Genomic DNA, 21,934 nt, shown 5'->3' on the forward strand with positions numbered 1-21,934 from the left:
TCGGAAGCGTTATGCATTGCTCAGAAGTACAGGCAGCCATTGGTTGGTATATCAATTTTTATAATCGCAATAGTATTTCCAATGTCGCCTAATTAACTGAATAAAAATAGTCCAATTTATTGACTTCTGAGCATCTTAAGCAGCAGATAAAAATCTATAAATCGTTATTAAATGTTTTCACTAAAGTAACTTGTTTCAGTCTATTTTCTCCCCAGTCATTTAAAGCAACTATGATGGGAATTAACGTTTCTCCTATATCCGTTAGTTGATATTCGGTGTGTTTTACTTTACCAGTTAAGTATCCTCGTTTAGAGACAATTTGGTCCGCCATTAACTCATTCAGTTGGTTTGATAAAACTTTTTTACTGATACCCTTCAGATTTTTCATAAAATATGAAAAGCCTTGTGGTCCATCATTTATTAAAATCCATAATATTAATAATTTATGCTTACCGCTAAACATTGATACTGTAAATTCTTTAGTACAATCAAAATCCCCATTACTAAGTTTTTTCATAACAGTATTTCGAAAATAATCTGACATAATACTACTCCCTTATGGATAATAAATATAAAGAGGCACTAGGTTACTTTGAAGTGCCCTCTATTAAATGTTACCAGTAAGGTAATATAATATGTAGATCATTAAATGAAAGGTGTTATTTTATTATGAAACTACAATTAGCAATTGATTTAGAAGATGTCCAAGGAGCCATTGATTTAATTCAAAAGACGAAAGATAGTATTGATATTTTTGAATATGGAACTCCTTTGGTAATTAATTTTGGGCTTGAAGGACTAAAAAAAATTCGTGCGGAATTTCCAGATATTACATTACTTGCTGATTTGAAAATCATGGACGTCGCTTCATATGAAGTGAATCAGGCATTTGCTTACGGAGCTGATATTACAACGATTTTAGGTGTTGCCGAAGATCAATCCATTAAGGATGCTGTAAAAGCAGCTCATGAAGCTGGAAAAGAGTTATTGGTTGATATGATTGGGGTCCAAGACATTGCAACTCGTGCTCGTGAAATAGATGCTTTCGGAGCAGATTATATTGGTACTCACACGGGTTATGATCTACAAGCCTTGGGTCAAGATCCCTTTGAAACCTTTAATATCATTAAGAACAATGTTTCTAATACAAAGACCGCAATCGCCGGTGGAATTAAATTAACAGCAGCGGAGGAAATTAAGTCGGCTAATCCAGATCTATTAATTATTGGTGGAGCAATTTCTACAGTAGATGATCCAGCCACAGCTGCAGCTGAATTCAAGAAATTGCTTGGATAATATAGGAGTTTGTTATGAATTGGGAAAGCATACTTGATGAACTAAATAATAATTCAGATAAAAATATTCCCGATGAGTTATTAGTGGTTATCAATTCAACCAATAGAATTTTTTTGACGGGATTTGGACGTTCAGGACTAGCATTACAGGCTTTTGCTATGCGCCTTGTGCAATTAGGTAAAGAGACTTTTTTTGTAGGAGATACGACTACACCTGCTATTCAGGATAAAGACTTATTAATTATTGCCTCTTCATCTGGAGAAACGAGTCAATTAATTCAATATGTTGACACTGCAAAAAATATTGGCGCGAAAGTTTGGCTATGGAGTACAAACACGCGTAATACGATCTATAAAAAAGCAGACTATGTCACCATACTATCAGGTAAAAGTAAGTTTACTAATAACGACATAACACAACAACCAATGGGAAGTTTATTTGAACAATCTGTTTGGTTATATGGCGATTTATTTGTCATGAACTATATGAATAAATTTAATATTTCCGAATTCGAATTAAAAAAGAGGCATGCTAATCTTGAATAAGAGCAGGATATTGGTTGTTAAGACAATATTAATTTTTGTGATTTAGCTTATTACCCAATTTTTTATAGTCGTGTTATAATAGAAACAGAAAAGGAAGCCTTGCGTGAACAAGACTTCCCACGTAGAGCCGTGTAAGACGGTAGCATTAATTAACGACTAAAAATAACCGCTAGCTTGCCAGAGCTAAGGCGGTTATTTTTTTTGCTGATTTTTAATCAACTCAACAACTAAGGCTAGTAAGGCAACTGTAAAAGTACCAAACATCAGCATAAGTTGTAAAGCGTCCGATACGGACACTTAGGCTACTCCTTTCCTAGAATGTGAGTTTATAGTTTTTACACCATAAGCACCACCCCCTTTAAGGAAATAGCCACCGCCTTAACTTCTCTACTCAAACCATTATACAGGATAACCAGTAATTTACCTATTGATGATTAATGATCTAATATCCTGAACGGCTAATTTTCTATTTTCAATATAATTATCCGACATGTTTTGAATGAACCCAGATATATTTTTCTGGTTTCATGATTGAAGTTAGTCTTATCTAATTGAATAGTAACAGAATAAAAATTTGCAACTGCGTGCATTGCATTATGAAATATTTTATCCGTAGTCATCTTTGGTAATTTTTTTTCAGTATAATTATTGTCTTGATCCATTTTTATAATCGTAATCGTATCTCAAATGTTGCCTAAGTAACTGAATAAAAATAGTCCAATTCATTGACTTCTGAGCAATGGGATATGTTTTGAAAGATTGGAATACAGGTCAGTACTTCAAAATTGGAGAAAAGAATGCTGAGTTTATAACAAATTAATCAATAAGGTTTTCTTATATTGTTGAGAAAGGAAGTGTGATTTTTAAATCATCACGCTTCCTTTTTTTGATTTGTTTTCATCTGATATTAAAAAATTACATTGTCAAGTATCTAGGCAAAATTTTTGTAACCGCTTTCTACTGATGATATAGTAGGCATAACAAACAAAGTGTTTGTTAAACAATATACACGTTATTAGTGCGTGTCAAGATTGTGCTGAGTATTGTATGAAAAAGGGAGGAATTATATGACAAACATAAATGGAGAATATGCAAAGCAGAATTTTCCAAAACAGAGTCAACCTGAACCAGGATTACAAAGCAAGATGTCGCCAACACCAGATGATGGTGCAGCAAGTTACGTTGGGCATGACCGCCTGAAACATAAGAAAGCACTGATAACCGGTGGTGACTCAGGAATCGGCAGATCTGTGGCGATAGCGTATGCGCATGAAGGTGCTGATATTGTGTTAAATTATCTTCCTGAAGAAGAACCAGATGCACAAGAAGTTAAGGGCATTATTGAATCATTGGGTCGTAAAATTAAGCTAGTTCCAGGTGATTTAAAGAATGAAGCATTCAGCCAAAAGTTGATTGATGAAGCAGTTTCATTTTTTGGTGATTTAAGTATTTTGACGTTAGTAGCTGGTAAACAACAAGCGGAAGTTGATATAGCTAATTTGTCGACACAACAAATAACCGACACTTATGCAACAAATGTTTTTAGTCTCATTTGGCTTGTTAAAGCGGCTTTACCACATATGCAACCTGGCAGCAGTATCATAACAACGAATTCTATTCAGGCAGAGCAACCATCATCATTTCTCGTGGATTATGCAGGTACAAAAGCTGCTATCAAGAATATGACGATGAGTTTGGCTAAACAATTGGCTAATCGAGGGATTCGCGTGAATAGTGTGGCACCTGGTCCCATTTGGACACCTTTGCAGATTGTTGGTGGACAGTTACCGGAGAACATTCCAACATTTGGCCAATCGACACCCATCGGTAGAGCTGGTCAACCGGCAGAATTAGCAGGCGCTTATGTTTTCCTAGCTTCAAATGAATCTAGCTATGTAACAGGTGAGTCAATCAATGTTACTGGTGGCTTAAAGTGAATCATGAGCTCCTTTGAATTTCGAAGATACTAATCAGAAATTTGGTTGGATCAACGAAGAAAGTGGAGAAAAGATGGATAAAAAGAATAAAAAATTTGGCTTTTGGGATAAACTATCGATGCTTTTGGCGTTGTCTCAATTATTGTTCAGTTTCTATTATTTTGTCAGAAATTGGAAGAAAACAAAAGAAGATTAACAAATTTTCATTTTAGGCATAAAGGAGGAAAACTATGTTAAAAACTGTACTTAAGGTATTGTTAGCATCTACATTAATTCTAGGCGGTATAGCGGTTGGAGGGACCATATTTGCAGCTAAAGGCATCGACAAAGCTGGGGACCGTTTGGAAGAGAAAATCCATAATTAAATCATTGAACAGATAATAACGATAGCAACTTATTGATGAGGAGCTGTTGTTTTTTAATCTTTTAAAAATAACTCATAATTTCATTGTTTTGTAAAGGGGGTAAGCGTTATTTTTGTAAACGCTTTCCGATAGTGTTATATTTAGGCTAGTGAATTGGATATCATAATTCATAGAAAAGATAATGGAGGAAAGATTATGATTTGGTCATTAATTGTAGGTGCCATTATTGGTGCCATTGCAGGTGCTATCACAAATCGTGGTGAGTCAATGGGGTGGATTAGCAATATTATTGCTGGTCTAATCGGATCGGCTATTGGCCAGGCTTTGTTGGGTCAATGGGGACCTAGCTTGGCGGGAATGGCAATCATTCCTTCGATAATTGGGGCTGTGATTCTTGTACTAGTCGTGTCAATGGTGTTTGGTATGAGAGCAAAACAGTAGCATAAGGTAATAGAGAGGTATGATATGAAGAAAAGTCAAAAAATTGTTCTGAGTATTTTCAGCCTCGGATATTTGGTTGGGCTTTGTTTGTTGATATGGCCAAAAATAATTGATGAAGTTTTCAAATTTTTAGCAGAGTTTAATATACATTTAAACTTTAAGAGTGATCTTTTCATTTATTACTATGGTCTCGTACTGCTGGCACTGACCGTGCTTGTGTTTTTACTCATATTGGTATGGCCGGTAGAATTACCAGATATTCCTTTAAAGCAAACCAAAGAAGGACGGCTTGCGTTGAGTAATCATGGTATCAACCAGTTTATTCAGACAAAGCTCTCAGGTGAAGGTTTATCAAATATTAAAGTGAGATTGAAAAATACTCGTCGTCAACGAAAATTTTATATTGTTGCTGATTCAGTTTATAAACAGGCGACAGTCGAAGAATTACCTCGTATTTCATACGATTTAACGAAAAGCTTGAATGATTTACTCGCTGGCATAAATCGAATTCCCATTAAAGTTGATATTAAAGTAAATCAGAAATCAAACTCAAAGCGTAAAGTCACACGTGTGATTTAAAAAGGAGTGCGGATATAATGAAAGACAAAAAATCAATTAATATTTGGGTTGGTGGTCTTGCGGGTTTCATTCTGTCAACTCTATTGGTAACTGTAGGATTTTGGAAGACGATTTTGATTATAGTTGTCACCTTACTAGCAGGTTGGATTGGCTACTTGCTCGAAGCGTATAATCTCGATTTGTCAATTGTCTCTAAAATATTTACACGTAAAAATTAGTTATTTAGCTATAGAAAGGATTTAATTATGTCTACAGAAACAAAAACTACAACTACACAAAATACTGCAACAGAGAATCGTCAACCTAAAGGTGAATTAACATTTAATGACAAAGTGATTCAAAAAGTAGTGGGCTATGCAATTGAAAAAGTGACAGGATTGCTAGGTGTTGACGGTGGTTTTGTCGCAAACATTAAAAATAAAATTGTGAATACGGATAACCCCACTGATGGCATTGGTGTCGAGGTCGGAAAAGAACAAGTTGCGGTAGATTTAGATATTATCATGGAATATGGACACAACGCACATGATATTTATAAGCAACTAACAGAAGTAATCACAAAACAGGTGCGAGAAACAACAAGTTTGACGCTAGTTGAGTTAAATGTTGAAGTAGTTGATATTCAAACACAAAAAGAATTTGACGCATCACAAACAAGCTTACAGGATCGCGTAACAGACGCTGGTAGCACAATCAAAGAAAAAACTTCAGCTGGCGTTGATGCCGTGAAAAAAACAACTTATCAAGCAGTGAACGATGACGATAATCGTGTCAAGTAAACGTACAAGCGGTTTGAAGTTGCAGTAGCAAGTCTCAGCACAACGGTCTAAACGTTGTGCTTCTTATAATTAGAACTAGGTTGATGCAAGCTACGAAGCGAATAAAAATTCAAAAATTTTTTCATAGACACGGGAATGTTTTCTTGCTTGCCTTGGATTCAATCATTGTACGCTATTCATTACACAGAAATTTATTACCAAAATAATGATGGTGTGTCATTTAATGCAAAGGGTCTGCCTAATTTCTGGGATTTTTTGTATTTGGCCTATACCATTGGTATAACTTACCAAGTTTCGGATACAAATTTTTCTACAACCCGTTTTCGAAAAGTTGCATTAGGGCACTCACCCATTTCTTTTGCCTTTAGTACACTCCTCATTGCCACTATGATTAATTTTATAGCCAGTTTGATTAGTAGTCACTAAGCCCTTTTTAGAATCAAACGTGATAAAAGGGCAAGCTAAATATTTGCGGAAAAAATATGACTGTGGTAATCCGCACTTAGGTTCTGATAGAGAACCAGAAGGAGAGATATCATTATGGGATTAATTTGGACACTTATCGTAGGTGCAGTTATCGGTGCTATTGCAGGAGCAATTACAAGCCGCGGTGCAGCTATGGGATGGATTAGTAACATCATTGCTGGTTTAATTGGTTCTTGGTTAGGTGAAAGCCTTCTTGGATCATGGGGACCAAGCTTAGCAGGAATGGCACTTATTCCTTCAATTATTGGTGCAATTGTATTAGTCTTAATCGTATCTTGGATTACTAGTCGCACAAATAAGTAATTTATAAAAACTCACTGCGTAAAACTATAATTAACTGTTTTAGACAGAAAGTAGGTGTAGGAGAAACTTATAATGACAGAAAACAAAAATAAGGACCAAAATAAAGAAGAGCAGGTTAAGGATCAAAAGGAAAAGATTGATCCTGAGTCAACTGCCGAAAATACTAATCTTTACGAACACGATCCAAAAAACGCTGATTATAAAAAAGCTGATTAAGGATTATATCAGTATTGCTACTAAAGCTTAAATTTGTTAGTTAACAAGTTAGGCTTTTTTATAAACCTTTTTGCAGTAGAATAGGGGACATTTTTAATGAGTTTGAATGAGTTATATGAACTAAATGATGGGCATCAGTTACCAAAAATTGGCTTGGGAACCTTTCAGATTCGAGGTTATCAAGGCGTTGACCAGATTTTAAATGCTATACAAATCGGTTACCGATTGCTTGATACGTCTACAAATTATGACAGTGAAGGTGCGGTTGGAGAAGCTATTCGTCGTTCAGGTATCCCACGCTCGCAATTTTATGTAACAACAAAACTTCCTGGTAAATATCATCATTTCGAAGATGCTCTGAAAATCATTGAAGAATCATTGCTTCGTTTAGGATTAGACTATTTGGATCTTTATTTGATTCATTGGCCACTTCCTAAACGGGACAATTATGTGGAGGCTTGGCAAGCATTAATTGAGGCACAAAGGCGTGGACTAGTTCGTTCGATTGGTGTGTCCAACTTTGAAAAGGAACATCTGGATAAGATTATTTCAGCAACGGGGGTCACACCGGCTGTTAACCAAAATGAAATTCATCCATATTGGCCGCAGGAATCATTGGTGGCTACTAATCAAGAGTATGGTATCGTAACTGAGGCTTGGAGCCCATTAGGTCGAGGCAGTAGCGAATTAACAGAACCGTTAATTTTAAAACTAGCCGACAAATATGATAAAAATGCGGGTCAAATTATTTTGAGATGGCATATACAACGTGGTATTTTACCAGTTGCTAAAGCTACCACTCCTCATCATCAGCGACGTAACTTAGATATCTTTGATTTCACACTGACAGAGACTGAGGTTAGCCAAATATCTGATTTGGAACGTAAAGATGGGCGTGTGGATGACCAAGATCCAAAAGAATACGAAGAATTTGTTTAAGTGATTTATGGTTTTCTCACTTTTAAAATTTTTACAAAGGAATATTAAAAGTATGAAAAATAAATCAAAAAAAGTTAAGCTGGATTTTCTGCATTACTGTGTTTACGTTATATCATTAGGCGGATTTCTATTTGGCTACGATACTGGTGTGATTAACGGTGCACTGGCATTCATGAGCCGTCCGGACCAACTGAATTTAACACCGACCTTACAAGGAGTTGTGTCCAGTTCATTGGTTATTGGTGCTTGTTTTGGGGCACTGGGATGTGGTCGAGTTGCTGATAAAATTGGTCGCCGTAAAACGCTACGAATCATTGCAATCGTATTTACAATAGCTACGGTGCTTTGCGCTGTTGCCATGAACTTTTGGCTTATGTCACTTTTTCGATTTGTATTAGGTTTAGCAGTCGGTGCTGCATCAAGTTTGTCACCAATGTATTTAGCAGAAATTTCACCGGAAAATTTAAGAAGCGCCAATGTCAACAAAAACGCTATTTTTATTGTACTTGGTCAGTTATGTGCTTTCATTGTAAATGCAATATTAGGAAACATCTGGGGCCATTGGGGTCCAATTTGGCGTGTTATGGTGATTTTTGGTGCGGTTCCATCAATTATTCTGTGGGTAAACTCGTTTCGTATCAGCGGTAGTCCGCAATGGTTACTCTTAAAGCATCGTTTTAACCGAGCTCGAAAAATATTTCGTCGATTGGGATTTGAAAATACTAACCAGCTTATCAAATCTCAAAGTGATCAATCTAGTGATCAAAACGATAATGAATTTAATTGGTCAATAGCATTAAAAAATAAAAAATTGTTTTATTTGTTAGTGACAGGAATTGTGATTGCTCTGATTCAGCAAATCTCAGGTGTAAACACCGTGATGTATTACGGTACAATTTTACTTGAAAAAGTTGGTATGGGTGAAAGTGGCTCCTTGTACGCCAATGTGTTAATTGGTGTCGTTTCTGTTATTGCTAGTATATTTGGTACTCGAATGATAGAACATGCCAATCATCATCGCATGTTGATTATTGGTCTGCTTGGTAACGTTGTTTTTATGGCGCTACTTGGAACTATTATGAAATCTAGTGTTTTTTCTCAAGGAATAACTAATGCTTTGGTGCTTGTCAGTTTAACGTTGTTTTTGGCTAATCATCAAGGTATTGTAAGTCCTGTTACATGGCTCTTGTTAGCCGAAATGTTTCCTGGAAAGGTTAAGGCGCAATTTATGTCCGTAGCCACAGCAACAACTTGGATAACCAACTTCGTCATTAGTTTAATCTATCCCCAGTTAGTTGCTATTCTTGGAACAGCATTGGTATTTTTCGTTTTTGCTATGTCAAATGGATTAAGTATTGTGTTAGCAAGTCTGTTTGTCAATAGTAAAAAAATGGCAAAGGCTTATGATACAGCTAGTCTATCATAGCCTCCAAAAAGGAGTGTAGTTAATGGCTAATTTTTACATTGATACGGCAGAAGTCGTTCATGAAATTCCACAAAATGATCGTCCAAAATTTTATATGTTTGGTGTACCACGTTATACAAATATGGGTGATCAGGCAGTATCATTGGCTGAAAGAAAATATATTGAGAACGAATTTCCAAATTATCAGTATATTGAAATTATTGAGGAAGACGGTGATGAGGCGATACCTGTTGTCCAAGAAAATTTGCGTAAAGATGATATTATTGCGTTTACTGGTGGTGGCAATATGGGTAATTTGTATCACAACCACGAAGAGGCAAGGCGTAAAGTATTTTCGACATTTGTTAACAACCTTACGATCTCATTTCCCCAATCAATTCATTTTGAGGATAATGAAGATGGTGAGATTGAAAAAAGAATAAGTCAGGCAGCTTATAGCAAGAACCCAAATCTTGTTCTTGTAGCTCGCGACGCACAAAGCTTTCATCGTATGCTTACGACTTTTGACAATAAAGTTATTTTCACGCCGGACATGGTATTATACATGAACTCGGTGGACTGGAAATTTGAACGTAATGGGGCTTTGTTTGTTTTGCGTCATGATTCAGAGAAGGTTGTCAAACAAACCACCATTGATAAAATAAAAGAAATACTCGGTGGGGACAGACCAGTGGAACGTGTTGATACCGTATTAGATGAACCAAAAGAGATTACGCCAATCACACGTGACACTTTGTTTGAGCAACAGCTGGAGTTGTTTTCACACCAAGAAATTATTATCACAGACCGTTGGCATGCTATGGTTTTCTCTGTCCTCACTGGGACACCATGCTTGCTTTTTGGAAATAGTTATGGAAAAGGGAAGCACGCGTACTTTGATTGGTTAGAGCATGTGAATTGGATTGATTACACAGATGAAACCGATATCGATCGAATTGAAAGTATTTTAAAGGAACTGATGAAGCAGGAACGTCATGATTATAATGTGAAAAAAGACTTCCAACAACTCCATGACATTATTGAAGAAAATATATCTAAGTAAGAAAAAGACATAACTTGCGTTATGTCTTTTTCTATTCAATTTAATTTTTTATAAAGAATATTTTGTGTGTTAAATCAACAATAGGACCTTGCAAAAATAGTGAAGCTACAAGTCCGATACCAACCCCAAACCATTGGTCATTAATATAAAAAGCTAGAACCAGAATGGACAAAAGAAGCATATGAGCGATGAGTTGTGCTTTAGTTGCATTTCCATGTGCTCATAAATCAATAAATTGGACTATTTTTATTCAGTTAATTAGGCGACATTTGATATAGGATTGCGATTATAAAAATTGATATACCAACCAACGGCTGCTTGGACTTCAGTTGATGTTTGCTATGCCTTCAAATAAACTTCTTCACGCTTCTCTAGGTGCTTGACGTCTTTAAAAGTCTTTGACTGACCCTTGATCATGATTGGGGTAGCTTGTTTAAGCCAAATAGCAATAGAATCTTTTGAAGGCCCAAATACCTTTGCTAATGATTTAAGTTAACGTCCTTCTTGGTGAAGTTTAACCAATGAATCTTTGAAATATTGTGAATAACGAATTGACATAAAAATACTCCTATACTTTCATTTTACGGACTGAATAAAAATAGTCCATTTTTTTAGTATAAGAGCAAACTGTAGTGTAGTTAAAGTGATGTTTTGTTTTTAAATATGCTGTTCCCTTAATCTTAACATACCAATAGTTTAACAGCGAATATGATTGATCAACCATTTGTCATCGGAAGTATTCTAGCAAAATCTTACATTTTCATTCCCATTTTTTCGTACGACTCCATACCTGCCATCCAAAGATTAGATAACTCAATACCACGCTCCTCAGCTAACGCATTCATTAAAGTATTCATATCCATTAACTGATACTTCTGATGCGGCTTTTTTGGATCTACTATCTCTATTTGTGCCATCATACCGCCATCTTCATGTTCTAAAATATGGCAATGATACATATAAATACCAGGTAAATCAAACTTAACTAGTATTCGAACAGTTTCCCCTGGGTTAACTCCAATGGTGTCTTTGAAACCGTTCTCATTTGGATATGGATCTTTTCCATTACGTGTTAGTACTAAAAAGCGAGTGCCGTGTATGTGAAATGGGTGAACCATTCCCGGTTTTTCGTTACTATTCGTGACATCCCAATACTGATACTCTCCAACTATTTGCTCGGCATCAATGCGTTCCATAGCAAATTTCTTGTCATCTATGGCAACACTTTCATCCATTCCTTGCATGACGACATGTCGAATGGGTAATGACGTTTCAACTGCCGGTTTCTTTAAATTAATTAAATGATCGGGAATCTTTGTAGTATCTTTTGCGAAATTGTGAATGCGGAACTTTAATAGTGGCACTTGATCAGTATATAAGGTTACCTCATCACCTTCATGATATTGGCTAAAATCAATAATGACTTCTGCACGTTCAGCACAGCTCAACATTAAACCTGTCAGCTTGATTGGCTTGGGTAATAGAGAACAATCTCCCGCAATCTGATCAAATGGCAAATCATCGGAAAAATGCAAACGCCATTCCCGACGGTTAGCACCATTTAGAAAACGTAACCTTATTTTTTGTGTTGTGACATCGAAGTATGGGTTGACTGTTCCATTGATAACAGCCGTGGGACCTGCAACACCATCAGGATCATAATCGGCACGATAATCAAACTGATTATCTTTGTGAAAATGTCTATCTTGTAAAATAATTGGAATATCATCTACTCCATAATTTCTTGGTATTGATAATTGAGATTCATGCTCATCTTGAACAATAACCATTGTAGCTAATCCTTGCCACACCTGTTCTGCTGTGGATGGACATGGGTGAGCATGCAACCATAATGTCGCAGCGGGCTGATTCAACGTAAAATTAATATGTTTGATTTCCCCTGGGTAAACAGGCGCGTGACAACCCCCATCAACATAAGGGCCACTAACATCAGCTCCATGCCAATGAAAAGTAGTTAATTCTGGCAGGTCATTTTTCAAAGTGATATGATTTTTTTGACCGCGGTGAAATATAATAGTCTTACCTAAAAAATTAGCATTATAACCCCATGTCTGTGTCTTTTCCCCTGGCAATATTTGCGATTTCCCTGATTTTGCAGTGACGGTATAGTAGATATCATTTTTAGACTCTCTATCTGCTTTTAAAATAGGTGGTATATTTAAAGGCATTTCCGGGGCATTATTTACTATGAGAGGTACATATCCGCCATCATGTAGATCAAAAGCTGGCTCATCAAAGAAATATTTTTTATTGGACTGTTCCATTTTAATTTTCCTCTATATTTTTAGCAGTGTACTTACTGAAAATTGAAATTACAGGATATGAATGATCACTCTTCATCTCAGATTCTAGCACTTTTTAGTAATTATGAATAATATTAGCATTCTGAAGAGTGTAATTATCTTAACTATTTAATCATGTTACGCTCATAGTCGATATTATGAAAAGCTATTTAAGTAACTATAAAAAGTTATCTAATTCAGAGTGCAACAAAATTAGCGGATGACATTGGATTGGCGACGTTTTAGGGGTAATTGGACATGTATACCATCCAGCCGACCCTCAAAAGGTTCTAGATCAATTGAATGGCAAGACGCAACCTAAACCTGGACACCAATATAGTCCATATGGGTATTACTAATTTAACGAATTACCATAATGTAGCTTATGCCAATTTAAAAGCGCCAAACCTTAATTTCATAGGGTTTGGCGCTTTTTCTGTGATCTGTTCTTGTGAATTGAGCTTAAAATAATTGGTCTAGCTCTCATAATCCCTACAACTAGCCTTTTGTTATTTGTGAAATTTTAGTCCGTGAGCGGTTTATGAGACGGCTGTTTGTGCTTTTTGCGGAGGCGTAAACGGACCACTAATTTGTGTTGGGCGACTTCTTTGTCAGACAACGTTAACTTCTCATCAATTGAGAAAGAGGTCGTTTTGTAATTTTTGGCCAGGACAACCGCATAAACAGCCTGGTCAATCTGTTCACTTTGTTCTGGTGTTAAGGAAAACGTTAATGTGGTTAAGCTGACATCAGCTTGCCCCGCGCGGGTAGCGTTCTGCATGACATGCTCCCGCTGAAGGTGATCCTGCAATGATAAATTGCCCCGTCACGGCGTGACCCGCCGGAGGTTTTTCTAGCCGGATAATAGGCGCTAAAAAATAGCAGTTTCCCCAGTAGGAAGGGGAAACGCTACTGTCATCGCTTGTCGATGACGTGCCTCGCAGAGCCTGTCCAAAATATTATTTTGGTATAACAGGCTATACCAGATTTTTAACGGTGTTATACTGGTCTTGGAAAACCCTTTTTGAGGAGGCATTTTTGATGGCGCATTTAAAGAAAAATACCCGTGGCGCAGTCCCTGGTTTAGCGGTTCACTTTGAACGTAAAACCGACCATCACACGAACAAAGAAATTGATGGGTCGAAATCCTATCTGAATCAAGATCTCATGGCGGATGGTTCTGATATGCTTTCACGCTTCAATGCGCGTTTAAATAACGTTTATTGCATGAAAAGAGACGATGTGAAGGCGTTAGCGACGTGGATAGTCACTTTACCTGAAGAACTCACAGAAGCCCCCTACGAGCAACAGAGCGCCTTTTTTGAAGCAACCACCAATTTTCTTAATGCACGTTATGGTCAAGAAAATGCCGTGGCCGCTGTGGTGCATTATGACGAGACAACCCCTCACTTGCACTATGCCTTTGTCCCCGTCGTTTTTGATGATAAAAAGTCACGTTATAAAGTATCCGCTAAAGAAGTACTCACACGCCATGATTTACAAACCTTTCATGATGATTTAGATCAACATTTAAAAAAGGTGCTGCCCTTTTATGAACAAGGGATTTTAAATAACAAAACCTTACCATTTGAGAATGTCGCTGAAATCAAAAAATACAATGATCAGTTTAACGCCTTAAAAAACGAACTAGCTGACGTTGAAGACAATATTAGGGCTAAACAGGCCGTACTTAAAATCACGGATCAAGCCTTAACGGAAGTTGACTTAGCCGAAAAACAAATTGATGCGTTTAAACAAGCCTTATCTAAAAACCTCTTTGGTAAGACGGTGCTGAAGCCAGATGACTTAGATCGCTTTAAAAACGTGTTAGCCACGATGAAGAAAGCCACCTTACAAAGCCAGCATGAGACAGAAGAACTCAAGCAAACATTAGGCCAAGTCAAAGCGCAATTAGGAGACGTCCAAGCAGACTATCAAAACCTGAAAGAAACGCATCAAGCGCTTCAGAAGCGACAGCGAAAACAGCAACAGCTGGATTATGCCATGCGAGACATGCTTAAAAATGATTATGGTGTCGACAAGATAGCCCATACGGATGTGGAGGCTCGGTATGTCCTTTATAAGCTAGATCATGAAGAACTTACAAAAAATAAAAAAGTAGCCCAGTCATGGTTAAAAACACTGACGACAGCTAGAGCAGATCCAGATACGAAAATAGCGCCAACTAGATTAGATCGCGGTATCGAACAAGTTAAAGCACTAATTAATCGAATCATTGAATTAACGCGTGATCTTTTTAAAGGACCCAGTCTTTAACGTTATAACGGCTTATTTGCCCGTCTAAGCGTTTTTAACCATGTGACGTAGAAATAATCATTGAACGGATTAAAACATCGCTATTGGCTTAATAAGTGGCAATCTATGTTAGATAACTAGGTAGCCGTCATTTGAAATGATTCAACACAAAAAGAACACCACGTACAAAATTTATGTACAACGGTGTTCTTTTTGTTTTTTATTTTATTGAATCAATAAAAAGGCGGAGCCTATTATAAGTTTATCTTTTATATTTTAATCTTTTGTTCTTTTGCGCGGTTAGAAAGGCAATATTATCAAGGGTTTACAAGATTATGTACCCACAAAATACTATGTATACACCCACAAAATACTATGTATACACCCACAAAATACTATGTATACACCCACTTCTCATTTAGATAAGTGGGTGTATAGGTTATAATAAAAAGCATAAAGAAATTCCCGACTAAAAGTTTTTCTTTATGCTTATCCAACAACACGCCCAAAGGAGCGTATTTATATGTCAATTATACCAGAATCAAAGACAAGGCAGGTACACACCTTGAATGAGTTATCAAAACGAAAAGTCGTCGAACATAACAGTTTAATCACTTCAATTGCCAAAATGGATAAGACACCACTCAAAATGTTTGAGTTGGCCGTTTCTCTAATAGATACGGAAAATCCCCCCGAAGATCAGACGGTTTATTTATCAAAGCGAGAGTTGTTTGCTTTTTTTCAAGTTGATGATAGCAACAAGCATAGTCGTTTTAAAGAAGCCGTTGAAAAAATGCAGAAACAAGCTTTTTTTCAGATTAAAAAAGAACAAGATAAAGGCTTTAAATTTATTAGTATTGTACCGATCCCGTATGTGGAATGGACAGATTATAATGACGAAGTAAAAATTGAATTTCATCGTGAAATTATGCCTTATCTAATTAATCTCAAAAATAATTTTACGCAACATGCTTTGTCAGATATTGCAGAATTGAACAGCAAATATGCAATAATTTTGTATCGTTGGTTATCGATGAATTACAATCAATACGAGCATTACAGCGTTAAAGGTGGACGGAGAGAGGAACAGGTTGAAAGTTACCGTAATCCCGAAATAAGCATGCGAGATTTACGTCAAATGACAGATACAATTGATGAATATAAACGATTTGATCATTTTGAAAAAAGAGTACTGAATGAACCATTGTCAGAAATTACTAAACACACAACTTTCAATGTAACTTACGAAAAGCTCAAAAAAGGGCGGAGTATTGATAGTATTGTCTTTCGTATCACTAAAAAACAAGTTGCAGATGATATTAGTTACAAGTTAGATGATCCAACTTATATTGACGGTAAGATAAGGCAAGAAGAAAGTGAAAAAGACCTCGTATATGAAGCTATGAAAAGTCCATATACAAAATTGCTGATGGAACATTTCTTATTGTCGTATATTGATTTGACGGATACGGCTATTTTGTCAGGGCTACAGAAAAATGTTTATCCACTCTATGACGAATTAAAAGAGTTACGTGGTTTAAAGGGCGTGAAAGAACACTTAGCATATATCAGAGATAAACAAGATGACTATTCGAAAAAGAATATTGCTAAGTATCTTAAAAAATCGATTGAACAGTATCTACCAATCGTTAAAAGGCAGGATATAGATCATGAGTGAAAATTTAAAAACAATTCGAGAACTTGCTGATGAATTGGGTGTTTCAAAGCAGGCTATATGGCAAAAGATAAAAAGAGATACGTCAATCGATTTACGTCAATTTACATCAACAAAAGGCAACACTGTTTACGTTGATGTTGATGGACAAAAAGCTATTAAATCAATGTTCTCAACCGATTCGTCAACAAGAGACCGTCAACGAAAAGAGGATATTGACGACAACAAAAAAGATGATGTTGATGAACAAGATGAAGTGAAATTCCTTCGAAATTTAGTATCAGAAATTCAATCTGAAAAGAGAGAGCTACATAAGTTACTAGATCAGCAACAACGATTGGCCTTGCAAGATAAAAAACTCCTAGCAGAGTACAAAGCAGAAATCAAAGATTTGAAAGCTTTAGCGATGCCGAGTCGTGAGGATGAAAAAGATGTGTCACCCCAAAGTGAAACAGAACCAGTAGAAGCGCAAACTAAACCTAAAAAGTGGTGGCAATTTAAAAAACGAGGGCAAAAAAATGATTGATTCAAAAATTATGGAGACAACAAAGTCCATTTTGAAAGATTTTGGCAACACATATTTTTCAGATAAAGGCACTTTAAAGCGCAATAAAGTAATAGAAGACCTTGATGCGTACACACCTATGTTGATGAAGGCATTACTAGCTAATCAACTAATTCATGACACCTATACGGAGTCAATTGTTATAGATGATAAAAGTGTAGAACTGTTTAAGCTAAACCAGTTTATTGAAATGTTTACGTATAAAGAATACTGGCAAGATAGCTATACAAAATTTGAGAATAAAATTGGCCTTACTGCTGGCGGTAAGTTTATTGATGAGACTGCTGATGTTGTGCTAGATTTTCCCTTCAAAGATACCGTTTTAAAAGCTGGTATGACAAAAGAAGATCAACAAGATGCTGATGAACTTTTTTTTCATGAAACGATAGCTAAGGCTGAAATTGATCAATTATTGGAACCTAAAATATTTGTTAATGCTACTAAGTATAATCAAGAAAATTTAGACGGTACATCAACTGATAATTTTGATGACGAAAATTTGATTGTCAAAGGAAATAACTTGATTGCTTTGCATAGTATAAAAGACGTTTATGCTGGCAGGGTTAAACTAATTTATTTAGATCCGCCATATAATACTGGATCAGACTCTTTTTCGTATAATGATCAATTTAATCATTCGACCTGGTTGACATTTATTAAAAGCAGGCTAGAAATAGCTAGAGAATTACTAACTGATGAGGGCGTCATAGCAGTTCATATCGATGATTCAGAAGGTCCTTATCTTAAAGTATTAATGGATTCAATTTTTGGTAGAAATTCTGAAATGTTTACCCAATATATATTGGTGAGATATGCAGACAAAACATTAAAATCGGATATGGATTATCACAAACAAATTGAGCAAATTCACTATTACAAAAAGAATAATGCATCAGTAGTGCATCCTTTCAAAAGTCAAGAAGATTATAACTATACCAAATTTATTTATTCATTTGATGAGCTGGAATCACCTTTTAAAACCATAGAACTTGGCGGTAAGAGAGTTGATATCTTTAAGAAAAATCAAATAAGTTTAAAAAAAGAGACAGCGAACATACACGGGTTAAAAGAAGTTTGGGCCACAGGAACAATTTTAGATGGAAATTCTTCAGGACGTTTTTTTAGAGATTACCTAACCGGAAGATACAACGAAGATGGTTATGGTGTTGTTTATAGAGTATGGGGTATTGGTGATGATGGAAATAAATATAGGTATTTTACTGGTCCTCAAAAGGTCGGTGCAACGAAAGGTAAGTATTTCCAAGGAGTTCCAAGTGCAGTACAAAGCGGTTTAGTTACAACAAAATTAAAACCACTTGAGGGATTTATTGATATGGCAGGAGCATTTGGAAATATTCGCCACGAAGGTGGTGTAGAAATGAGAAGTGGGAAAAAGCCTGAAAAAATGCTAAAAGAGATTATTCAAAGATATTCTTCTGAAAACGATATTGTGTTAGATTTCTTTGGTGGATCCGGTTCTACAGCAGCAACAGCACTTAAAATGAACAGACGATTTATAACAGTTGAACAGATTGATGAACAAGTGTATAAACTGAAAAAAAGGTTAGTTAATGTTATTAATGGTGATACAACGGGCATCTCTAAAGACGTTAATTGGCAAGGCGGCGGATCATTTGTCTATGCTGAATTAATGGAAAAGAACCAAGGTTATCTCAAAGATGTCCAACAGGCCGAAACGACGAAGCAATTAGAAGATGTTGTTCATCGCATGATTGAAGGTGGCGCTGATTTTGATTTCCGAGTCGATGTTGAAAAAGTCCTGCAAGATCCTGAATACCAATCAATGTCATTGGCTGATAAAAAGCAGCTGATAGTCAAGGTCATTGATAAGAATCAGTTGTATTATGCGTACAGTGATATGGACGATCGTGATGTACAAGAGCTGATGTCTGAGAGTGATATTGCCTTTAATAAAAGCTTTTATGGGGAGCGTGATCTGTAATGGCCAAAAAGAAATCACGAGAACTTGTCTTACCTATTGTTCATGAGATTAACGACTATACGAGTGACTTTTTAAAAAACGACGAACCCCGACATGCGTTTGTTTATCCGGACTACATTAAGCACAATCTCAAGCATCAGTTACGTGATTATCAAAAGCAATCACTATACAACTTGAATTACACGCAAAAGGATACCAATGTTGCCAGTCGCTTTAATCAATTGTTATTCCATATGGCCACTGGTTCTGGAAAAACTGATGTGATGGCAGCCGATATGCTGTATTTTTACCATGAATTTGGCTATCAAAATTTTCTTTTTGTTGTTAATACAAACGCGGTGATTGCTAAAACTCGTGAAAACATGCTGAATGTTCAGTCACCAAAGTACCTCTTTTCACAACCACTCAATATTGATGGGATGCCGATTGAATTGCGAGAAGTCACCCGATTTCCAACAAATAGTGAACCAGGCGTGATCTACTTGCGGCTCACAACGATCCAAACTTTAGCAAATGAATTAAATACACCACGCGAAAATGGTTTAACTTATGGTGATTTAGAGAAACAGAAGTTGATTATTCTAGCTGATGAAGCGCATCATTTTTCTGCCGGCACAAAGAGTAAAGCAGATCAAAAAAATAAAGCGTGGGAATATGTCTTAGACCGTATTCGACAAGCTAATAAAGCGAATCGACAGTTAGAATTCACGGCCACAATTGATTTAAATAACGAGTTTATTTATGAAAAATATCGTGATAAAGTCATCTTCCAATATGATTTAAAAGAGTTTCAAAATGCTGGTTACTCAAAGAAAATTGCTCGTTTACAAGCCAATGCTGATGATAACGAAAAGATGCTGAATGCGGTATTGCTATCACAATATCGTAAGCACATGGCGATCCAGGCGGGTGTACGAGATTTTAAGCCAGTTATTTTATTTAAGTCAAATAAAATTGACGTTTCAAAAGCGGCCCGTGATCAATTTTTGACACTGCTTGATAAATTAACTACTGAAGATCTAGCGCAATTTATTGCAAAGCAACGCCAAACCACGCAATCATCTACTTTGCGCCAAGCGTATACGTATTATCAAACAATTGATATGGGGGGCTTGGTCCGGGAATTGCAACGTGATTTTCAACCATTAAATACAATTAATGTTAATGATACGAGTAGCAATGGTATTTTAGGTGACTTAAATGATTTACGTAATTTAAATACCCTAGAAGAACCAAGCAATCCATTTAGAGCTATTTTCGCAGTCGCCAAGCTTTCTGAAGGTTGGGATGTCTTAAATTTGTATGATATTGTCCGCATTGGAGAGCAACCCATTACGTCAACACAAACCAATAGTGAGGCGCAATTAATTGGTCGTGGTGCGCGCTACAATCCCTTCGTCTATGAGGAGGCAACATCGTTTACGCGACGGTTTGACCATAGCACGCCAGAATTACAGATATTAGAGTCCTTACACTATCACACGATTAATGATAAAAAATATATTGATAATCTGACAAAATCTTTTGAAGCAATGCAGCTCCAAGTTGAAGATGATAAAGACTTTGATATTTTAACCACGACAGTTAAAGCGTCATTTAAGCGTTCCGATGTCTATCAATATGGCAAGCTGTATTACAATGACGTCGAAGATGTCCCTGAGAGTGAATACAATGGGTTGGCAAAATACGGTGTTCCCGTTGCGGAACTACCTACCGTCAATATTGAGACGGCAACCCTAGAAGCAACTGCCTTTGATACACAAAATGTTGCTGGTATGAATGAGACACGACTGGTAAAGATTGATGATGCCCTCGTCAAAAAAGCAATGGCACGGAATCCTTTCTTCAGATTCAATACCATGAAAAAATATATGCCGACGCTAAATTCTATCTCGGAGTTTATGTATGAGGCACAGTGGTTGGGGCAAATAAAAGAAATCCAAGCGACGGTATCGATGGGTTCAGATGCAGTGCTTAGTCGAGAAACACAGCTATTAGTCGTTGAAAAATATCTAGCCTATATTCAGCGCATGTTAATCATGAACTATAAGCGCCAACGCGGAACCAATAAGTTTATTGGGTTGCCAATTAAAGATGCCGTTCAGGATTATCAGAAGCGTGTACCAGTTAACTATTCTGATGCTGGGGTTCATGAGTTAATTCAAACTTATGACTATAAAAAGGCACCTTGGTTTGTCTATAACGAGGCTATTGTCGATAAATTGGAACGTAGTCTAATCGAACTGATCCAAGGCTATATTGAAGAGCTGCAAAACAAGTACAAAGATGTTTACCTGATTCGTAGTGATGAGCGTAATACTAAGCTAAAATTGCATGAATTTGCTGGAGATGTGTCTCACTATGCTGGTTTCTTACCGGACTTTGTTCTGTATTTGGCTAATGAGTCTTATATTTATCAGATTTATATTGAACCAAAGGGTACCCAATTGCTGGAGCAAGACCAATGGAAAGAGGACTTGTTAACCAGTATTTCGCCTGAAAGTGTTGATGTGATTGGTGAAAATGATCAAGTTAAATTGTACGGTGTTAAATTCTATGTTGCGGGTGATGCTCGTCAGGTTCGAAAAAATATTCAAACTCTAGCCCTTTAAAAGGGTTTATTTTATTTTCTAATAAACATAGACAATCTTTTAAACTTAACATGTTATAAAATATAAAATAATAGTTGTACCCAATGAATGATGTGACGAGGTTGATAGCACTTTTTGCGTTAAATAAAATTCACAAATTAAATAAAGGCGCGCAATCAAGTTTTAAAAACTTGATTGCGCGCCTTTATCATGACATATAACAAAAG

General features: G+C 36.4%; 24 protein-coding genes. 20 read left to right on the top strand and 4 right to left on the bottom strand.

Annotated elements, in window-relative coordinates:
- Nucleotides 1–154: 154 nt before the first annotated feature.
- Nucleotides 155–544: a winged helix-turn-helix transcriptional regulator gene (locus FGL80_RS08480; protein WP_036068633.1), complete on the bottom strand. Its 390-nt coding sequence runs from the start codon at nucleotides 542–544 to the stop codon at nucleotides 155–157.
- A gap of 125 nt (nucleotides 545–669) precedes the next feature.
- Here FGL80_RS08480 and hxlA point away from each other — a divergent pair, with 125 nt between their 5' ends.
- Complete coding sequence (hxlA, locus tag FGL80_RS08485; protein WP_147002011.1) at nucleotides 670–1,296, top strand: 3-hexulose-6-phosphate synthase; 627 nt, start codon at nucleotides 670–672, stop codon at nucleotides 1,294–1,296.
- 14 nt (nucleotides 1,297–1,310) lie between these two features.
- Complete coding sequence (gene hxlB, locus FGL80_RS08490) at nucleotides 1,311–1,841, top strand: 6-phospho-3-hexuloisomerase (protein WP_147002012.1); 531 nt, start codon at nucleotides 1,311–1,313, stop codon at nucleotides 1,839–1,841.
- Nucleotides 1,842–2,033: 192 nt separating this feature from the next.
- Here the strand turns inward: hxlB and FGL80_RS09240 are convergent, their stop codons facing one another.
- Complete coding sequence (locus FGL80_RS09240) at nucleotides 2,034–2,111, bottom strand: putative holin-like toxin (protein WP_420063249.1); 78 nt, start codon at nucleotides 2,109–2,111, stop codon at nucleotides 2,034–2,036.
- A gap of 797 nt (nucleotides 2,112–2,908) precedes the next feature.
- Between FGL80_RS09240 and FGL80_RS08505 the strand changes: the two genes are divergently transcribed.
- The 13 genes from FGL80_RS08505 to FGL80_RS08560 all read left to right on the top strand — a co-directional run bounded on the left by FGL80_RS08505 (nucleotide 2,909) and on the right by FGL80_RS08560 (nucleotide 10,354).
- The gene (locus tag FGL80_RS08505; protein WP_002827666.1) at nucleotides 2,909–3,778 is read left to right on the top strand and encodes an SDR family oxidoreductase; all 870 of its coding nucleotides are present in this window, start codon (nucleotides 2,909–2,911) and stop codon (nucleotides 3,776–3,778) included.
- 73 nt (nucleotides 3,779–3,851) lie between these two features.
- The gene (locus tag FGL80_RS09245; protein WP_004909530.1) at nucleotides 3,852–3,974 is read left to right on the top strand and encodes a hypothetical protein; all 123 of its coding nucleotides are present in this window, start codon (nucleotides 3,852–3,854) and stop codon (nucleotides 3,972–3,974) included.
- Nucleotides 3,975–4,008: 34 nt separating this feature from the next.
- On the top strand, nucleotides 4,009–4,143 hold the full coding sequence (locus tag FGL80_RS09250; RefSeq protein ID WP_114667741.1) for a hypothetical protein: 135 nt from the start codon (nucleotides 4,009–4,011) through the stop codon (nucleotides 4,141–4,143).
- A 195-nt stretch (nucleotides 4,144–4,338) separates the two neighbouring features.
- Complete coding sequence (locus FGL80_RS08520; RefSeq protein WP_147002013.1) at nucleotides 4,339–4,584, top strand: GlsB/YeaQ/YmgE family stress response membrane protein; 246 nt, start codon at nucleotides 4,339–4,341, stop codon at nucleotides 4,582–4,584.
- Nucleotides 4,585–4,608: 24 nt separating this feature from the next.
- Nucleotides 4,609–5,163, top strand: coding sequence for an alkaline shock response membrane anchor protein AmaP (gene amaP, locus FGL80_RS08525; RefSeq protein WP_147002014.1), 555 nt, complete (start codon nucleotides 4,609–4,611; stop codon nucleotides 5,161–5,163).
- A gap of 17 nt (nucleotides 5,164–5,180) precedes the next feature.
- Nucleotides 5,181–5,381, top strand: a complete 201-nt coding sequence (locus FGL80_RS08530; RefSeq protein WP_084460067.1) for a DUF2273 domain-containing protein — start codon at nucleotides 5,181–5,183, stop codon at nucleotides 5,379–5,381.
- Between the two features lie 27 nt (nucleotides 5,382–5,408).
- Nucleotides 5,409–5,942, top strand: a complete 534-nt coding sequence (locus tag FGL80_RS08535; RefSeq protein ID WP_147002015.1) for an Asp23/Gls24 family envelope stress response protein — start codon at nucleotides 5,409–5,411, stop codon at nucleotides 5,940–5,942.
- A gap of 135 nt (nucleotides 5,943–6,077) precedes the next feature.
- Nucleotides 6,078–6,368, top strand: coding sequence for a DUF1345 domain-containing protein (locus tag FGL80_RS08540; RefSeq protein ID WP_227784245.1), 291 nt, complete (start codon nucleotides 6,078–6,080; stop codon nucleotides 6,366–6,368).
- 114 nt (nucleotides 6,369–6,482) lie between these two features.
- Complete coding sequence (locus tag FGL80_RS08545) at nucleotides 6,483–6,731, top strand: GlsB/YeaQ/YmgE family stress response membrane protein (protein WP_004909507.1); 249 nt, start codon at nucleotides 6,483–6,485, stop codon at nucleotides 6,729–6,731.
- A 72-nt stretch (nucleotides 6,732–6,803) separates the two neighbouring features.
- Nucleotides 6,804–6,947, top strand: a complete 144-nt coding sequence (locus FGL80_RS09085; RefSeq protein ID WP_004909504.1) for a hypothetical protein — start codon at nucleotides 6,804–6,806, stop codon at nucleotides 6,945–6,947.
- A gap of 96 nt (nucleotides 6,948–7,043) precedes the next feature.
- Nucleotides 7,044–7,886 carry an aldo/keto reductase gene (locus FGL80_RS08550; protein WP_147002016.1) on the top strand — a complete coding sequence of 281 codons (843 nt, stop codon included), beginning with the start codon at nucleotides 7,044–7,046 and terminating at the stop codon, nucleotides 7,884–7,886.
- Nucleotides 7,887–7,938: 52 nt separating this feature from the next.
- The gene (locus FGL80_RS08555) at nucleotides 7,939–9,312 is read left to right on the top strand and encodes a sugar porter family MFS transporter (RefSeq protein WP_147002017.1); all 1,374 of its coding nucleotides are present in this window, start codon (nucleotides 7,939–7,941) and stop codon (nucleotides 9,310–9,312) included.
- A gap of 22 nt (nucleotides 9,313–9,334) precedes the next feature.
- Nucleotides 9,335–10,354 (top strand): polysaccharide pyruvyl transferase family protein, encoded by a 1,020-nt coding sequence (locus FGL80_RS08560; RefSeq protein ID WP_147002018.1) that lies wholly within the window; start codon nucleotides 9,335–9,337, stop codon nucleotides 10,352–10,354.
- 752 nt (nucleotides 10,355–11,106) lie between these two features.
- Here FGL80_RS08560 and FGL80_RS08570 read toward each other — a convergent pair.
- Both FGL80_RS08570 and FGL80_RS08580 read right to left on the bottom strand, forming a co-directional pair.
- Nucleotides 11,107–12,639 carry a multicopper oxidase family protein gene (locus FGL80_RS08570; RefSeq protein ID WP_147002019.1) on the bottom strand — a complete coding sequence of 511 codons (1,533 nt, stop codon included), beginning with the start codon at nucleotides 12,637–12,639 and terminating at the stop codon, nucleotides 11,107–11,109.
- Nucleotides 12,640–13,180: 541 nt separating this feature from the next.
- Nucleotides 13,181–13,438: a hypothetical protein gene (locus FGL80_RS08580; RefSeq protein ID WP_244297974.1), complete on the bottom strand. Its 258-nt coding sequence runs from the start codon at nucleotides 13,436–13,438 to the stop codon at nucleotides 13,181–13,183.
- A gap of 260 nt (nucleotides 13,439–13,698) precedes the next feature.
- On the opposite strand from FGL80_RS08580, the gene mobV reads away from it, so the two are divergent.
- The 5 genes from mobV to FGL80_RS08605 all read left to right on the top strand — a co-directional run bounded on the left by mobV (nucleotide 13,699) and on the right by FGL80_RS08605 (nucleotide 21,728).
- Entirely contained in the window at nucleotides 13,699–14,934 is a 1,236-nt protein-coding gene (gene mobV / locus FGL80_RS08585; RefSeq protein WP_147002020.1) for a MobV family relaxase, read from the top strand.
- 502 nt (nucleotides 14,935–15,436) lie between these two features.
- Nucleotides 15,437–16,591, top strand: coding sequence for a RepB family plasmid replication initiator protein (locus tag FGL80_RS08590; protein ID WP_147002021.1), 1,155 nt, complete (start codon nucleotides 15,437–15,439; stop codon nucleotides 16,589–16,591).
- Nucleotides 16,584–17,114, top strand: a complete 531-nt coding sequence (locus tag FGL80_RS08595; protein ID WP_147002022.1) for a helix-turn-helix domain-containing protein — start codon at nucleotides 16,584–16,586, stop codon at nucleotides 17,112–17,114. The genes FGL80_RS08590 and FGL80_RS08595 overlap by 8 nt, the downstream gene beginning before the upstream one ends.
- Nucleotides 17,107–19,116 carry a DNA methyltransferase gene (locus FGL80_RS08600; RefSeq protein ID WP_147002023.1) on the top strand — a complete coding sequence of 670 codons (2,010 nt, stop codon included), beginning with the start codon at nucleotides 17,107–17,109 and terminating at the stop codon, nucleotides 19,114–19,116. The genes FGL80_RS08595 and FGL80_RS08600 overlap by 8 nt, the downstream gene beginning before the upstream one ends.
- On the top strand, nucleotides 19,116–21,728 hold the full coding sequence (locus FGL80_RS08605; protein WP_147002024.1) for a DEAD/DEAH box helicase family protein: 2,613 nt from the start codon (nucleotides 19,116–19,118) through the stop codon (nucleotides 21,726–21,728). The genes FGL80_RS08600 and FGL80_RS08605 overlap by 1 nt, the downstream gene beginning before the upstream one ends.
- Nucleotides 21,729–21,934 lie beyond the last annotated feature (206 nt).

Origin of the sequence: Leuconostoc lactis (assembly GCF_007954625.1) — a bacterium.
Lineage (GTDB): Bacteria > Bacillota > Bacilli > Lactobacillales > Lactobacillaceae > Leuconostoc > Leuconostoc lactis_A.

Coding starts and splice junctions, on each gene's coding strand:
- FGL80_RS08480 (WP_036068633.1), bottom strand. CDS start 544: ATGTCAGATTATTTTCGAAATACTGTTATGAAAAAACTTAGTAATGGG.
- hxlA (WP_147002011.1), top strand. CDS start 670: ATGAAACTACAATTAGCAATTGATTTAGAAGATGTCCAAGGAGCCATT.
- hxlB (WP_147002012.1), top strand. CDS start 1,311: ATGAATTGGGAAAGCATACTTGATGAACTAAATAATAATTCAGATAAA.
- FGL80_RS09240 (WP_420063249.1), bottom strand. CDS start 2,111: ATGCTGATGTTTGGTACTTTTACAGTTGCCTTACTAGCCTTAGTTGTT.
- FGL80_RS08505 (WP_002827666.1), top strand. CDS start 2,909: ATGACAAACATAAATGGAGAATATGCAAAGCAGAATTTTCCAAAACAG.
- FGL80_RS09245 (WP_004909530.1), top strand. CDS start 3,852: ATGGATAAAAAGAATAAAAAATTTGGCTTTTGGGATAAACTATCGATG.
- FGL80_RS09250 (WP_114667741.1), top strand. CDS start 4,009: ATGTTAAAAACTGTACTTAAGGTATTGTTAGCATCTACATTAATTCTA.
- FGL80_RS08520 (WP_147002013.1), top strand. CDS start 4,339: ATGATTTGGTCATTAATTGTAGGTGCCATTATTGGTGCCATTGCAGGT.
- amaP (WP_147002014.1), top strand. CDS start 4,609: ATGAAGAAAAGTCAAAAAATTGTTCTGAGTATTTTCAGCCTCGGATAT.
- FGL80_RS08530 (WP_084460067.1), top strand. CDS start 5,181: ATGAAAGACAAAAAATCAATTAATATTTGGGTTGGTGGTCTTGCGGGT.
- FGL80_RS08535 (WP_147002015.1), top strand. CDS start 5,409: ATGTCTACAGAAACAAAAACTACAACTACACAAAATACTGCAACAGAG.
- FGL80_RS08540 (WP_227784245.1), top strand. CDS start 6,078: ATGTTTTCTTGCTTGCCTTGGATTCAATCATTGTACGCTATTCATTAC.
- FGL80_RS08545 (WP_004909507.1), top strand. CDS start 6,483: ATGGGATTAATTTGGACACTTATCGTAGGTGCAGTTATCGGTGCTATT.
- FGL80_RS09085 (WP_004909504.1), top strand. CDS start 6,804: ATGACAGAAAACAAAAATAAGGACCAAAATAAAGAAGAGCAGGTTAAG.
- FGL80_RS08550 (WP_147002016.1), top strand. CDS start 7,044: ATGAGTTTGAATGAGTTATATGAACTAAATGATGGGCATCAGTTACCA.
- FGL80_RS08555 (WP_147002017.1), top strand. CDS start 7,939: ATGAAAAATAAATCAAAAAAAGTTAAGCTGGATTTTCTGCATTACTGT.
- FGL80_RS08560 (WP_147002018.1), top strand. CDS start 9,335: ATGGCTAATTTTTACATTGATACGGCAGAAGTCGTTCATGAAATTCCA.
- FGL80_RS08570 (WP_147002019.1), bottom strand. CDS start 12,639: ATGGAACAGTCCAATAAAAAATATTTCTTTGATGAGCCAGCTTTTGAT.
- FGL80_RS08580 (WP_244297974.1), bottom strand. CDS start 13,438: ATGCAGAACGCTACCCGCGCGGGGCAAGCTGATGTCAGCTTAACCACA.
- mobV (WP_147002020.1), top strand. CDS start 13,699: ATGGCGCATTTAAAGAAAAATACCCGTGGCGCAGTCCCTGGTTTAGCG.
- FGL80_RS08590 (WP_147002021.1), top strand. CDS start 15,437: ATGTCAATTATACCAGAATCAAAGACAAGGCAGGTACACACCTTGAAT.
- FGL80_RS08595 (WP_147002022.1), top strand. CDS start 16,584: ATGAGTGAAAATTTAAAAACAATTCGAGAACTTGCTGATGAATTGGGT.
- FGL80_RS08600 (WP_147002023.1), top strand. CDS start 17,107: ATGATTGATTCAAAAATTATGGAGACAACAAAGTCCATTTTGAAAGAT.
- FGL80_RS08605 (WP_147002024.1), top strand. CDS start 19,116: ATGGCCAAAAAGAAATCACGAGAACTTGTCTTACCTATTGTTCATGAG.